This window comes from Alloalcanivorax gelatiniphagus, assembly GCF_005938655.1.
Lineage (GTDB): Bacteria > Pseudomonadota > Gammaproteobacteria > Pseudomonadales > Alcanivoracaceae > Alloalcanivorax > Alloalcanivorax gelatiniphagus.
On record NZ_VCQT01000035.1, the window covers coordinates 25,107 to 38,869 of the forward strand.

Below are 13,763 nucleotides of genomic sequence, written 5' to 3' on the forward strand. Positions count from 1 at the left end.
GCCACGGCGCCAGGGCCGAACAACCGGGACACGGCGGCATCGGCCCCGGGCGGGAGTGTCAATCCGGTGGACTTACTATTACCATACTGCCCAGTTCAGCTTTCCAAGAACCTTCAGACACGGTGGATGAATCCATGAAGCGCAGTTCCCTAACGCCCCTCGGCATGCTGATGGCCCTGCTGGCCGCCGGCGCCGTCCAGGCCGCCGATCTCACCGACGTGGCCAACGCGGCCTGGGATTACGACGGCACCTGGCGCGCCGATCGCAAAACCTGGGAAGCGGAGCAGGAAACCCTGGTACAGGGCCGCGCCGCCCTGCTGCCGACCATCGATGCCAGCCACCGCCATTCGGAAATCAACCAAACCTACGAATCGACGGGTGACCTGGAGATAGACGGTAGATCCCGTTCCACCTCGGTGACGCTAACGCAACCGCTGTTCCGCCTGGATGCCTTCTACGGCTACAAGGAAGCCAAGTCGCTGACCTCCGTAGCCCAGGCCGAGTTCTACCAGTCCCGCCAGGATTTCGTGCTGCGCGTGGCGCAGGGCTACTTCGGCGTGCTGCGCGCCTGGGACACCCTGGTGTCCGCCCAGGCCGAGGAGAAGGCGATCAGCCGGCAGCTGGAACAATCCCAGGAACGTTTCGATGTGGGCCTGGTGGCCAGCACCGATGTGGAAGAAGCGCGCGCCGCCTACGACCTGGCCCGGGTGAACCTGATCGTCGCCGAGCAGGAATTCGATATCGCCCGCGACCAGTTAGAAACACTCACTGGTCGTAAATGGGAGACGCTGGCGGAGTTGCGCGACGATCTGCCGATGGAGGGGCCGCAACCGTCAAAAATGAACGCCTGGATCGATAAGGCCGCGTACCAGAATCCGCAGATTCTCGCCGCCCGCTACAGCGCCAAAGCAGCGGGTTTTACGGCCGACCGACAACTGGGGGCCATGCTTCCAAAGGTTCAGTTGTTCGCTGAGTATCAACACAACCACAATACCGATCCAAGCGTCTCGGGGGGCGACCCCGGCAATCAACTCACGCAATTCTACTCGACGCAACCGGACACTAATTCAAAGACTATCGGCATTGAAGTAACCGTGCCGCTGTTCCGCGGTGGCGGCCTCAACAGCCAGCGCAAGCAGGCGGCCCTGCTCGCCGACGCCGCCGGCCAGCGGTACCAGCAGACGATCCGCGACATCAGCCAGCAGGCGCGCACCTTCTACCGCACCGTGGAAGCGGACGCCCTGCGCGTGGAAGCGCGCCGCCAGGCGATCCGCTCCACCCGCTCCGCCCTGGAAGCGACCCAGTCCGGCTACGAGGTGGGCACCCGCAACGTGGTCGACGTGCTCAACGCCCAGCAGGCGCTGTACGCCGCCCAGCGGGACTACGCCAACGCCCGCTACGACTACATCCTGGACACCCTGACGCTGAAGTCCGCCGCCGGCGAACTGGACGTGGAGGATCTGGTGGCGGTGAACGACTGGCTGTCCGGCCAGGAAACCCTGGACCTCTACAACCCGGACCTGGAAGGCCAGAGCGAAGCGCAGATGTTCAGCCCGCGCTGAAGCGCGCCCCGATTGGCGGCCACCACCCCGGCGGCCGCTTCCCCCCGACGCCGGCGCTCGCCGGCGTCGTCGTAGAGGGCGGCCAGCGCCGCCGCCAGTTCCTCTTCCCCGGACACCACCGTAAGCGCCCCCGCCTCGTCCAGCAGGGCGGCGATGGCGGTGAAGTTGTGCAGCGCCGGCCCGGTCAGCACCGGCGTACCCCAGGCGGCGGGTTCGAGCAGATTGTGGCCGCCCACCGGCACCAGGGAGCCGCCCACGAAGGCCAGATCGGCGGCGCCGAACAGCATCAGCAGCTCGCCCATGGTGTCCGCCAGGTAGACCGCCACGCCGTCGTCCACCGCCTCCTCCCGGCTGCGCCGGGCGAGGCCCAGGCCGGCGCGGCGGACCTGGCCGGCCACGTCGTCGAAGCGCTCCGGATGACGGGGCACCAAAATCAGCAGGGCATCCGGCCGCGCGGCCCGCAGCCGGCGGTGGGCGGCCAGCACGATCTCATCCTCTCCCGGGTGGGTGCTGGCGGCGATCCACACCGGCCGCTCGCCCCAGGGCGCGCGCAGGGCGGCGGCCCGGTCGCGCACCGCGTGGTCCAGGGTCAGGTCGAATTTGACGCTGCCGTTGACCACCAGTTGCGACCGGCTCGCCCCCAGGGCCTGGAAGCGGTCCGCCTCCGCCTCGGTCTGCACCGCCAGGGTGTCGAAGCGCGCCAGCATGGGCCGCACCAGGCGCGGCAGTTTGGCGTAGCCCCGGTAGCTTTTCTCCGAGAGCCGGCCGTTCATCAACAGCAGCTTCGCCCCCCGGGCCTTGGCGGCGGCGCACAGGTTGGGCCACAGCTCGGTTTCCAGGATCACCACCAGGCGCGGGTCGAAGGCGTTCAGGAAGCGCCGGTAGGCTCCGGGAAGCTCCCACGGGCAGTACACGTGGGTGACGCGGTCGCCGAACAGGGCGCGCACCCGCTCGGAGCCGGTGGGCGTGGTGGTGGTCACCACCAGGGGGGTATCCGGGTGAGCCGCCAGCAGGCCCTCGATGAGCGGCGCCGCCGCCAGGGTCTCGCCCACCGACACGGCGTGCACCCAGACGCTGCCGCTCAGGGTGCCGCGCCGGTAGCCCAGCGCCAGGCGCTCGCGCCAGCGTTGCCGGTAGGCGGGCGCGCGCCGGCCGCGCCACCAAAGACGCAGGAACAGCAGAGGCAGGGACAGGTACCAGAGCAGGGTGTACAGAGCGCGCATGTGCGATCCATCGAGAGCGGCGAAGAGAGCGGACCGGCTATGCTAGCATAGCCGCGCATTGAACCGAGGTAGAGCCATGACCGACAGCGCCCGGACGCCCACCCTGACACCGGACATTCTGATTTTCGGCGGCGGCATCGCCGGCCTGTGGTTGATCAACCGCCTGCGCGAACGCGGCTACCAGTGCCTGCTGCTGGAAACCGGCACCCTGGGCGGCGCCCAGACCCTGGCCAGCCAGGGCATCATCCACGGCGGCCTGAAATACGCCCTGGGCGGCGGCCTGTCCAGCGAGTCCGAGGCGATCGCCGGCATGCCGGACCGCTGGCGCGCCGCCATCGACGGCCGCGACAAGGTGGATCTGAGCGGCCTGCGGGTGCTCGCCGACACCCAGAACCTGTGGTCCACCGGCTCCGTGGCCAGCCGCATGACCAGCTTCTTCGCCAGCAAGATGCTGCGCGGGCGCATCGAGAAGCTGAAGCGCGACCAGTTCCCCTCGGCCCTGGCCAACCCGCGCTTCAAGGGCCAGGTCTACCGGCTCGACGACCTGGTGGTGGACACGGAAAGCCTGCTGCGGGTGCTGGTGGCGCCGGTGCGCGACCGGCTGCTGCGCTTCGACCCGGGCCGCGATCATCTGGAATGGGGCGACGACGGCCTGCGCGCGGCGCGCATCAACGGCGTGCGCATCGAGCCGCGCCTCACCGTGCTGGCCGCCGGCGAAGGCAACGCCGCCCTGCTTGCCGACGCCCAGAAAAGCCGCCTGTTCCCCCGCGAGGCGGCGCAAAGCCGGCCCCTGAAAATGGTACTGGTGAAGCACCGGCTGGGCCACCGCCTCTACGCCCACTGCGTGGGCGCCAGCAATAAGCCGCGCCTCACCGTCACCACCCATGAGCTGCCCGACGGCGACCTGGTCTGGTACCTGGGCGGCGAACTGGCGGAAAAAGGCGTGGAGCGCAGCGACGAACAGCAGATCGCCGCCGCCCGCGCCGAGCTGGATGCCCTGTTCCCGTGGCTGGATTTCGGCGACGCCCGCTTCGCCATTCTCGACGTGGCCCGCGCCGAGCCGCGCCAGCACGGCCTGGCCAAGCCGGACAACGCCTACGCCCGCCGGGACCGGGACCTGATCATCACCTGGCCCACCAAACTGACCCTGGCCCCGGACCTGGGCGACCGGGTCGACGCCCTGGTGGACGAACACGGGCTGACGCCCGGCGCGCCCCTGGGCGAGGTGCCCGAGGCCCTGCCCCGGGCTCCGGTGGGCCAGCCCCAGTGGTACCGCAGCTTCGGAGAACACGGATGAGCTTCCTGCGCGCGCTCGGCGACACCGGCCTGACGGTGAGCGCCCTGGGCCTGGGCACGGTGAAGATCGGCCGCGACCAGGGCGTCAAATACCCCACCGCCTTCACCATCCCCGACGACGACGCGGTGCGCCATCTGCTGGCCCGGGCCCGGGACCTGGGCATCAACCTGATCGACACCGCCCCGGCCTACGGCCGCAGCGAGGAACGCCTCGGCCAGCTGCTCAGCCACCGGGACCACTGGGTGATCGTCACCAAGGTGGGCGAGGAATTCGAACACGGCGAGAGCCACTTTGACTTCACCCCGGAACACACCCGCGCCTCCGTGGAACGCAGCCTGCGCCGGCTGAACACCGACCATCTGGATGTGGTGCTGGTGCACTCCGACGGCAACGACCTGGACGTGCTGCGCCAGGGCACGCTTGAAGTGCTCGACGACCTGAAGCGGGAAGGAAAGATCCGCGCCACCGGGGTCTCCACCAAAACCGTGCAAGGCGGCATGGAAACCCTGCGCCGGGCCGACATCGCCATGGTCACCTACAACCTGGCGCAACAGGACGAAAAGCCGGTGATCGACTTCGCCGCCGAACAGGGCAAGGGCATCCTGATCAAGAAAGCCTTCGCCAGCGGACACCTGCCCGCCGACCACCCGGACCCGGTGCAGGCCAGCCTGGACCAGGTGCTGGGCACCCCCGGCGTCGGCGCGGTGATCGCCGGCACCGTGAACCCGGCCCACCTGGAAGAAAACGTAGCCAAGGCCCGCCGCGCCTGCGGGGAGCGATAAGAAGGTTCATCGCGACTTACCGGGAAGAGCGGGTCATTGTCTGGGACGCGGAGCTGTGTGGGTCCCTTCCGGGATCGCTCAAGCCCGCAAGCGGTCCGGCCACCCATCACAGATGGGCGGCGTTCGGCGGCGCGCGAAGCAGTGCTTCGCAACACGCTTGCCTCACCCCTGGGCGCTCCCGTTTTTGGCATCCCTGCCAAAAAGGGTCCCGGAAGGGACCCACACAGCTCCGCTCCGAGGTAGCGGAACCGTTCTTGGTTCCAAACAGCGTTGAACCTGGGTGGGTATTGGTGGCGGCTTGGTAGCCTCGCTTGTTGTAGGAGCGACTTTAGTCGCGATGAATCTGGCACGGTGGTTGATCGCGACTACCGCTTCCTTTAAGCGCCAACACCACACTACGGAGCCATGCTTGCCGCTAAACCGATGAACCATAAAAAAGCCCCTCCGAAGAGGGGCCGAATCTCGCCAAACATCACCATTATCCGGTGTCCCGAGCCTGACGAGCGAAACACACGATCATGCTCTCCCTTTAACAAGCCGTGTCAGAGTCCCTCCGGCCGGCCCTGGTCGGGCAAGGTGTAGTCACACACACCGTCGGGGAAGATCGCGTTGAGGCGGTTGACCTGGTCGGAGGTGGGCTGCCAGGTGCCGTAGGTGCCGTCTTCCAGGGCCACGGATACCGGCTTGAGCGCGCACTTGAACACGTCGCCCTCGATGGGCGCGCCGGCGACGATCCGCGAGGTGGAGTACACCGGGAAGTAGGCGGTGCAGGCGCCGTCCGCCTGGTCATCCAGAATGCCGTTCCAGACATCGTCGCCCCGGGCGATCAGATTGCCCTGGGTGTCGAAGCAGGTGTCCATGGCCTGGGCCGGTTTGTTGGCGGCCACGCCCGCTTTCGGGTTGGCGCGCAGGTTGGCCATCCAGTCGTCGATCACTTCCAGGGCCAGGGGCACGGCGCTGTAGTCTTCCTCGGGCCGAGCGTCGGCGAACCAGATCACCTGGTTGTCCGCGTTGCCGTCGTAGTCGAGCATGCGCTGGCGCACCGCGAAGGACTGGTGCACGTTGTGCATGTTCAGCTCGTGTTCCAGGTAGGGCCGGTAGTCGATGATCGGGATGCCTTCCGCCTTGCCATGGAACACCATGCCGGAATTGTAGGCGCCGTTGATCGCTTCCAGGTCCCCTTGGGTACGCGGTGCCGGCGATGACGGGTCGCTGCCCAGGGTCATATTGCGGCTGCTCCAGGGGTCGAACATCGACGGGTCGTTCATCACATCCTGCACCGAGCCCAGGAACGGGAAGCCTTCCTGCACCATGTCTTTCTGGTCTTTCCAGCCGCCCACCCGGGCGTTCAGGTCGAGGAATTCCTCCGGGGTGATGTTGTGTGCGTTCAGCGCCTCCAGGCCGTACTGCACGCCCACGTTGTCGAACAGGGTGTGCGGGTAGCCTTCGCCGTCCACGCCGTAGATGTTGCGCAGGTCGTCGTAGTGGCTCCAGTTCACCGTGGCCATCAGACCGGCGGGTTGCATCTGCTCCTGGTTGTCCGCCTCACCGTAGTAGGGGTTCATGGTCAGCGGCGTCAGGCCGCGCCAGGATTCCACGCATTCGGTGGAACCCGGCGCGCCGCCGTAGTTCAGTTGCTGCTTCAGCGGGTAGAGCGGGTCTTCCACATCGTCCTCGGCGTTGAGACCCACCAGCCAGGTGCGGTTCTTGGTGGTGGCCCACTTGGGGTTGTCCTTGTCGGTGGCGTCCATGTAGTACTCGAGCAGTTCACAGTCACCGATGTGGATGGTCTGGGTGACCATGTCCGGGTAGCTCTGCACCGGAATCGCCGCGTCGATCAGACCGGGATGATTCTGCGCGTACACGTACTGCTGAATGGCACCGCCGGAGGCGCCCAGACCCACGGTGTAGAGCGGCTCGCCGTATTCCTCCAGGAACCGTTCCTTGACCATCAGCGCGGTCTCGCCGCCCACCTGCATGTTGTAGTGCTCGCTCATGCGGGTGCCGGTGGAGTAGATGATGGCATAGCCCTGGCCGAGCACGTCGGGCTGCAGGGCACGGCGTTTGTAGTCCATGCGCCCCTGGGTGTGGCCGATGCCCACGCCACCCTGGAAGCGGAACATGAGCCGGCCATTCCACAGGTCGGTGTCCAGGGAACCGGCTTCCTCGCCGGCGTCGGCGAGCATGGCGATGGAATAGATAAAGCGGTTGATGGTGCCGCGCTCCCAGCGCACCACGAAGTCCACCACGCGGCCGTCCGACAGGGTGGTAGTGGCCATGTCCGACGGCCGCGAGCCGCCCTCCGGCAGGGGCTGATACTCGCCGCCGGTGGTGCGGTACCAGTATTCGGTGTAGGGCTCGAGGCCGCAGTCCCGGCTCAGGCCGATCTGCTGGTTCTGGTCGTCATAGACCGGAAAGCCCTCGTTGCCGTCGGTGTCCACCAGCGGCTGCTTGCCCAGCTCGGACACCGTGGTGCATACGAACGGGTATTGGTGGGGGCCGGAAAACATGGGGCCTTCCACCGGGTGGTTGGTGAGGGTCAGGCGGGCCAGGGTGCCGTGGTCCGGGTGCCAGACGGTGAGTTCGTTCTCCCCTTCTTGCAGGCCCCGCACCATCCCTTCGACGCCGTCGTCGCTGGCCTGGAAACCTTCGGTGTCCAGGTCCTCGCCGTTGAGGCGCAGGCGCGCCCCGTCCAGCAGGCCGGCGTCACCGCGCACCGCCACCCGGGCGTCTCCGCCGCTGACCCACTGGGGTTCGCTGGACACCACCCGCAGGCTGGCGGAGGGCGTGGCTTCCGGGGAATGGGAACTGGAGTCGCCGCCACAGGCGGTGAGCAGGCAGGCGGTCGCCAACGCGAGTGCGCTGCCCGTTACGCGTACAGACATGTTGCTCTCCTCGATATTTTTGTTATCGCCGGGCTGTGCCGGATGATTCAAGGTAGGAGGGACGGCGGCCGCATAACAGGTACAGTTTTGCGGAAGTGGCTGGAACAGTGACACCACTGTTGCAGTGAAAAGGGGGCAACTGTGCCTGTTTTATCCGCCGCCCGGCGGGCTAGATAACGGCTTCAAAAAACAATAAACATTGTTCGGGAGAACTGACCATGCCCTTATCCGGCGCTTCCCGCGCGGCCCTGGCCGGCGCGTGTCTGCTTACCCTGCTGTCCGGTTGCGGCGGCGATTCCGGCTCCTCCGGTGGCTCAACGGCGCCCGCCGCCGGCGTGGACCTGTCCGGCCTGAATCTGGAGACCGCCGAATACTGCGACCTGACCGTGGCCACCCGCTGCCTGTACCCGTTCCCCAATGACTATTTCACCCGCGCCGACCCCGGCACCCCCACCGGGCGGCGGGTGAATTTCCAGCGTGCCGCCATGCCGGTGGCGCAGCCGGTGTCGATCGCCGCCAACCCCTACGCGCCGGTTGGCGTGGAAACCACCGAGGCCACCCCCATCGATCCCAGCGAGTGGAACCGCAACGACGGTTTCTCCCCCGGGGCGATGATCCAGACCTGGCTGCCGGACGTGGACCTGGCCGCCAGCGGCGCGGTGGGCATTGGCGACCTGTCCGACACCTTCAACCCGGATGCGCCGATCCTGCTGCTCGACGGACAAACCGGCGAGCGGCAACTGATGTGGGCGGAGCTGGACGCCAACGCCAGCAGTGACGCCGGCCGCGCGCTGATCATCCGCCCGGCGAAAAACCTGCTGGAGGGCCGCACCTACATCGTCGCCCTGCGCAATCTGGTCAACGGTGCCGGCGAAACCATCCCGCCGTCGCCGTTGTTCCGCGCCTACCGGGACGGCCTGGACACCGGCAAGCCGGCGCTGGAAGCCCGCCGCCACACCATGAACGAGCTGTTCGAGACCCTGGAAAGCCACGGCGTGGCCCGGGACGGCCTGGTGCAGGCCTGGTCGTTCACCGTGGCCAGCCAGAAGAGCCTCACCGAGCGGTTGCTGCACATCCGCGACCGGGCCTTCGCCGGCCTGGGCGGCGGCGCTCCGGCGTTCACCATCGACCAGGTGGGCATCGACATTCAGGGCCAACCCCGCGCCGGCCTCAGCCGGGGCATCAGCGGCACCTTCCAGGTGCCCAATTTTCTGAATCAGCCCGGTGGCGGGCCCGGTTCCAGCTTCCACTACGACAACACCGATGATCCGGACGCCCTGCCCGAGCAGTTGAACGGCGACGACACCGTCACCGCCCGCTTCCGTTGCCAGGTGCCGGAAACCGCCGTGTCGGACTTCAACGACCCGGCGGCCCCGGTGACGCCGGCGCGGGCCGCCCTCTACGGCCATGGTCTGTTCGGTGAAGGCCCCGGCGGCGAGTTCCGCTCCGGCAATGTTCGCGCCATGCAGACCGAACACAACATCCTGTTCTGCGCCACCGACTGGATCGGCATGGCCCAGGAGGACTTCCTGGCCGGTGTGATCCACCGCATCCTGGCGGACGTGTCGCGGCTGCCCCGGCAACTGGACCGCAGCCAGCAGGGCCTGCTCAACGCCATGTTCCTGGCGGAGTTGCTGCGTCATCCGGACGGTTTCGCCAGCCACCCGGCGTTCCACCATGGCACCGACAACGCGCTGATCTATGACCCCTCGGAAGTGTTCTACGACGGCAACAGCCAGGGCGGCATTCTGGGCGGCGCGCTGGTGGCCACCGCCCCCAATATGCACCGTGGCGTGCTGGGCGTGCCGGGCAGCAACTACAGCCTGCTGCTGCGCCGCTATGGTCCCTTCCCGCAGCGTTTCGGCGTGATCCTGTACCAGGCCTACCCGAATGAGCTGGACCGCAGCCTGGTGCTCGGCCTGATGCAAATGCTCTGGGACCGGGCGGAAAATAACGGCTATCTGAGTCACCTGGCGGGACGCTACCTGCCCGGCACCCCGGCCAATAAGACCGTGTTGCTACAAGCGGCCATGGGCGATCATCTGGTCACCAACTGGAGCGCGGAAATCATGGCCCGCAGCATCGGCGCCGCCATCCACGAACCCACCGCCCGTCTCGGTGAGCACCCGGATGCCAACCCCTATGTGGCGATTCCGCGCATCGAGCAATACCCCTACCACGGCCATGCGCTGATGGTCTGGGATTCCGGCGACTACGATCCGGTCAGCGGCCACGGCACCCCGTTCGCGCCCAGCACCAACACCGGCCCGGTGCTCGGCGAGGACCCCCACGAATCGCCGCGCAACACGGTCAGCGCCCGCCAGCAGAAATCCGCGTTCCTGCGCTCGTTCGGCGCGGTCGTTGATGTGTGCGGCAACAGCCCCTGCTACAGCGATGACTACACCGGCCTGAGCCGCTAGTCGCCACCGGCGGCCGCCAGTTCGGCGGCCGCTTCTCCCAGCCAGCACAATGCCCGGCGCACCGAAGGTGTGATCGGGCTGCCGGCGTTGAGGCGCAGATAATCCGCGTGCTTGCCATCCAGGGAAAACACGCCGCCGGGAAACACATGGATGCCCCGGGCGGCGGCCCGCTGGAACAGGTCCAGGGTGTCCACGCCACCGGGCAGCCGCACCCACAGCACGCAGCCGCCGGTGGGCCGGGTCAACCGGGTGCCCGGCGGGAAATAACGGCGCACCTCCCGGGCCATGGCCTCCACCTGGTCGTGCAGATGCAGGCGCAGTTCGCGCAGATGCTGGGTATAGAAGCCGCTCTCCATCAGCCGTCCCATGACGATCTGGGAAATGGAGGTGGAGGTGATGGTGCTCAGTTGCTTGAGTTCCCGGAAACGTTTCTGGAAACGGCCCGCCGCCGCCCAGCCGATGCGCAGGCCGGGCATCAGGCTTTTCGAAAAGCTGCTGCAATACAGCACCATGCCGCTGCGGTCGAAGGCCTTGGCCGGCGGCGCGCTGTCCTTGTAGACGGTGTCGCCCCAAACATCATTCTCGATCAGCGGCACCTGGTAGCGCTCGGACAGCGCCACCAGGGCCGCCTTGCGTTCCAGGCTCATGGTGAAGCCCAGCGGGTTCTGGGCATTGGTGGACACCAGGCAGGCGGCCACGCCGCCGCGCTGAAACACCTGCTCCAGGGCCGCCAGGCTGATGCCCTGGCGGGGATGGGTGGGCACTTCCACCACCTTGCGCTGGTGGGTCTCCAGCAGCAGCAGGGCGCCGTAGTAGGTGGGCGATTCCACTACCACCGTGTCACCGGGCCGGCTGACGCTGCGCAGCGCCAGGGACAGGGCCTCCATGGCGCCGCTGGTGACGATGATGTCCTCGGCGGTGACCGGCACCTCATAGGACAGGCTGCGGCGCGCCAGATGGTGGGTGAACAGGGCGCTGCCGTTGGGGTGCATGTAATCCCAGACTTCCAGGGCGTGATGGCGGGTCACATCGCGGATGGTGGCCATCACCCGGTCCACCGGCAGCACCTCCGGCCCGGGCAGCGCGATGCCGAGCCGCACCATGTCCGGGTCGGCGTGCAGTTCCATGTAGTGCAGCACCTGTTCGCTGAGCGACACCTCCACCGGCAGCAGCGGGTAGCGGGAGCCGTCCGGCTCGGGGATGTCGTGCACATCGGAATTGCGTACATAGACGCCGGACTGCGGGCGGATCTCCAGGTAGCCTTCCGCTTCCAGCTGACGGTAGCTCTGCATCACCGTATTGACGCTGACCTTGAACATGGCGCTCATGCGCCGTACCGAGGGCAGCTTCTGGCCGACGGCGAAGGACCCGGCGCCGATCTGCTCCAGCAGACGCCGGCTGATGCGTTCGTAAAGGAAGCGGTCGTCGATCACCGGCGACACCTTATGTTGTTATCGTAATGGCGCCATTCTGCCCTACCCGACCGGGTTTGTAACCGCGCCCGCCGGGCCTTCGTATTTCGGCCTCCGAGCGGATATTGCATACTGTGCGCCGCGATCCCCACCCTCACGCCCTGAGGCAGGCAAGGCAATGATCGACTGGAAAGACATCGACACCGTGCTGCTGGATATGGACGGCACCCTGCTGGACCTGGCCTTCGACAACTGGTTCTGGCAGCGCCATGTGCCCGAGCAGTACGCCCTGAGCCGCGGTCTGCAATACGCCGAGGCGGAACGGATACTGCAGGACTGGATCGCCAGCCACCTGGGCACGCTGAACTGGTACTGCCTGGATTTCTGGACCCGGGAACTGGACCTGAACATCGCCGCCTTGAAACGGGCCGCCGCCGACCGCATTACCGTGCGCCCGGGGGCGGAGGCGTTTCTGGGCGCCCTGCGCGACGGCCCCCGGCAGGTGATCATGGTCACCAACGCCCACCGGGAGGCCCTGGACCTGAAGCTGGAGCGCACCGGCATCGACCGTTATTTCGATGCCCTGGTGTCCAGCCACGACTACGGGCACCCCAAGGAAGCCCAGGATTTCTGGCGGCGGCTGCGTGAACAGCACCCGTTCGACCCGGCCCGGGCGCTGCTGGTGGACGATTCGCTGCCGGTGCTGCACTCCGGCCGGCTGTACGGGCTCGGCCATCTGGCCAGCATCCTGCAGCCGGATTCCAGCCTGCCGGCGCGCACGCACACCGACCCGTTCCCGGCCATCGGCGACTTCCTGCGGGTGTTGCCGTGAGCGAGGGCACCCGCATTGATTCCTGGCTGTGGGCGGCCCGCTTCTTCAAGACCCGCAGCCTGGCCAAGCAGGCCATTGAAGGCGGCAAGGTGCAGGTGGACGGCGCCAAGGCCAAGCCCAGCAGGACGGTGACGCCCGGCACGGTTTTGGACATCCGCAAGGGCGACCAGCTGTGGACGGTGGTGGTGGAGGGCCTGAGCAACAAGCGGGGCCCGGCCAGCGCCGCCGAGCAGCTCTACCGGGAAACCGAGGACAGCCTGGCGGCCCGCCAGCAGAGTGCCGAACAGCGCCGGCTGGCGCGCATGGCCGCCCCGGTGCCCGACCACAAACCGAGTAAGAAGGAGCGCCGCGATATGGCGCGCTTCCGACGTGACCACGAAGGTGACCTGTGAGCAATACCCACGCGTCCGATCAAAAGCAACGTTTCCTGTTCCCCGATACCGATGTGCGCGGCGAGCTGGTGCGCCTGGACCGCAGCCTGGCGTCGATTCTCGGCGCCCATGACTACCCGATGGCGGTACAGGGTCTGGTCGGCGAGGCGGTGGCCGCCGTGGCGCTGCTGGCCGGCACCCTCAAGTTCCGGGGCCGGCTGAGCCTGCAGGCCCAGGGCGGTGGCCCGGTGTCGCTGCTGCTCGCCGAGTGCACCCACGACGGCCAGCTGCGCGCCCTGGCCCGCCACGACCATCGGGCCGACGAACAGGTGGCCATGGGCGACCTGCTCGGCAACGGCACCATGGTGATCACCATCAGCCCGGAGGGAGGACGCCAGTACCAGGGCATCGTGCCCCTGGAAGGCGACACCCTGGCCCGCTGTCTGGAAGCCTACTTCCGCCAGTCCGAACAGCTGCCCACCCGCCTGTGGCTGGCCGCCGGCAACGGCCGCGCCGCCGGCATGCTGCTGCAGCGGCTGCCGGACCGGGCCGCCGACGCCGAACACAACGCCGAGCGCTGGCAGCATCTGGAAACCCTGGCGGACACCCTGCGCATGGAAGAGCTGCTGGACCTGGACACGGAAACGGTGCTGCGCCGGCTGTTCCATGAGACCCCGCCCCGGCTGCCCGACCCCCAGGCCATGCGGTTCGGCTGCACCTGCTCCCGGGAGCGCACCCGCAACGCCTTGCTGTCCCTGGGCGTCGACGAGATCCGCCAGCTGCTGGAAGAGGACGGCGAGGCCACCCTGACCTGTGATTTCTGCCTGTCCCGGCAGCATTTCGACGCCGTGGACCTGGCCGAACTGGCCCGCGAGGCCGGCGGCGGCTGAGGCCCGCGCCCCGGCCCGGCGTCGACATCGCCAGGACGCCGCTTTTCTGTCATAATCGCGCGCCTGTCAGCGTAGCCAGCAAGTGCTCA

10 protein-coding genes are annotated in these 13,763 nt (G+C 67.6%); 7 read left to right on the forward strand and 3 right to left on the reverse strand.

Annotated features, from left to right (window positions below; all coding sequences use genetic code 11):
* Nucleotides 1-134 precede the first annotated feature (134 nt).
* Nucleotides 135-1,562 (forward strand): TolC family outer membrane protein, encoded by a 1,428-nt coding sequence (locus tag FGS76_RS11190; RefSeq protein ID WP_138772729.1) that lies wholly within the window; start codon nt 135-137, stop codon nt 1,560-1,562.
* On the opposite strand, the gene waaA is transcribed toward FGS76_RS11190, so the two are convergent.
* Nucleotides 1,508-2,785 carry a lipid IV(A) 3-deoxy-D-manno-octulosonic acid transferase gene (gene waaA / locus FGS76_RS11195; protein WP_138772730.1) on the reverse strand — a complete coding sequence of 426 codons (1,278 nt, stop codon included), beginning with the start codon at nt 2,783-2,785 and terminating at the stop codon, nt 1,508-1,510. The two genes, FGS76_RS11190 and waaA, sit on opposite strands and share 55 nt — an antisense overlap.
* 76 nt (nt 2,786-2,861) lie before the next feature.
* Here waaA and FGS76_RS11200 point away from each other — a divergent pair, with 76 nt between their 5' ends.
* On the forward strand, nt 2,862-4,082 hold the full coding sequence (locus FGS76_RS11200) for an FAD-dependent oxidoreductase (RefSeq protein ID WP_138772731.1): 1,221 nt from the start codon (nt 2,862-2,864) through the stop codon (nt 4,080-4,082).
* A complete protein-coding gene (locus tag FGS76_RS11205) occupies nt 4,079-4,864 on the forward strand; it encodes an aldo/keto reductase (protein WP_138772732.1) in 786 nt (261 codons plus the stop codon). Before FGS76_RS11200 ends, FGS76_RS11205 begins: the two co-directional genes overlap by 4 nt.
* A gap of 542 nt (nt 4,865-5,406) precedes the next feature.
* On the opposite strand, the gene FGS76_RS11210 is transcribed toward FGS76_RS11205, so the two are convergent.
* Nucleotides 5,407-7,749, reverse strand: a complete 2,343-nt coding sequence (locus FGS76_RS11210; RefSeq protein WP_138772733.1) for a DUF6351 family protein — start codon at nt 7,747-7,749, stop codon at nt 5,407-5,409.
* A gap of 218 nt (nt 7,750-7,967) precedes the next feature.
* Between FGS76_RS11210 and FGS76_RS11215 the strand changes: the two genes are divergently transcribed.
* The gene (locus FGS76_RS11215) at nt 7,968-10,169 is read left to right on the forward strand and encodes a hypothetical protein (RefSeq protein ID WP_138772734.1); all 2,202 of its coding nucleotides are present in this window, start codon (nt 7,968-7,970) and stop codon (nt 10,167-10,169) included.
* Here FGS76_RS11215 and FGS76_RS11220 read toward each other — a convergent pair.
* Complete coding sequence (locus tag FGS76_RS11220; RefSeq protein WP_138772735.1) at nt 10,166-11,602, reverse strand: aminotransferase-like domain-containing protein; 1,437 nt, start codon at nt 11,600-11,602, stop codon at nt 10,166-10,168. The genes FGS76_RS11215 and FGS76_RS11220 overlap by 4 nt on opposite strands.
* Nucleotides 11,603-11,759: 157 nt before the next feature.
* Here FGS76_RS11220 and yrfG point away from each other — a divergent pair, with 157 nt between their 5' ends.
* The 3 genes from yrfG to hslO are packed head-to-tail and all read left to right on the forward strand — an operon-like array spanning nt 11,760 to nt 13,674.
* On the forward strand, nt 11,760-12,413 hold the full coding sequence (gene yrfG / locus FGS76_RS11225; protein ID WP_138772736.1) for a GMP/IMP nucleotidase: 654 nt from the start codon (nt 11,760-11,762) through the stop codon (nt 12,411-12,413).
* On the forward strand, nt 12,410-12,805 hold the full coding sequence (locus tag FGS76_RS11230; protein ID WP_138772737.1) for an RNA-binding S4 domain-containing protein: 396 nt from the start codon (nt 12,410-12,412) through the stop codon (nt 12,803-12,805). Before yrfG ends, FGS76_RS11230 begins: the two co-directional genes overlap by 4 nt.
* Complete coding sequence (gene hslO / locus FGS76_RS11235; protein ID WP_138772738.1) at nt 12,802-13,674, forward strand: Hsp33 family molecular chaperone HslO; 873 nt, start codon at nt 12,802-12,804, stop codon at nt 13,672-13,674. The genes FGS76_RS11230 and hslO overlap by 4 nt, the downstream gene beginning before the upstream one ends.
* The last annotated feature ends 89 nt before the right edge of the window (nt 13,675-13,763 follow it).

Bases quoted from the DNA above. Each gene is read 5' to 3' on its own strand.
- FGS76_RS11215 (WP_138772734.1), top strand. From the start codon at position 7,968: ATGCCCTTATCCGGCGCTTCCCGCGCGGCCCTGGCCGGCGCGTGTCTG.
- waaA (WP_138772730.1), bottom strand. From the start codon at position 2,785: ATGCGCGCTCTGTACACCCTGCTCTGGTACCTGTCCCTGCCTCTGCTG.
- FGS76_RS11210 (WP_138772733.1), bottom strand. From the start codon at position 7,749: ATGTCTGTACGCGTAACGGGCAGCGCACTCGCGTTGGCGACCGCCTGC.
- FGS76_RS11190 (WP_138772729.1), top strand. From the start codon at position 135: ATGAAGCGCAGTTCCCTAACGCCCCTCGGCATGCTGATGGCCCTGCTG.
- yrfG (WP_138772736.1), top strand. From the start codon at position 11,760: ATGATCGACTGGAAAGACATCGACACCGTGCTGCTGGATATGGACGGC.
- FGS76_RS11200 (WP_138772731.1), top strand. From the start codon at position 2,862: ATGACCGACAGCGCCCGGACGCCCACCCTGACACCGGACATTCTGATT.
- FGS76_RS11205 (WP_138772732.1), top strand. From the start codon at position 4,079: ATGAGCTTCCTGCGCGCGCTCGGCGACACCGGCCTGACGGTGAGCGCC.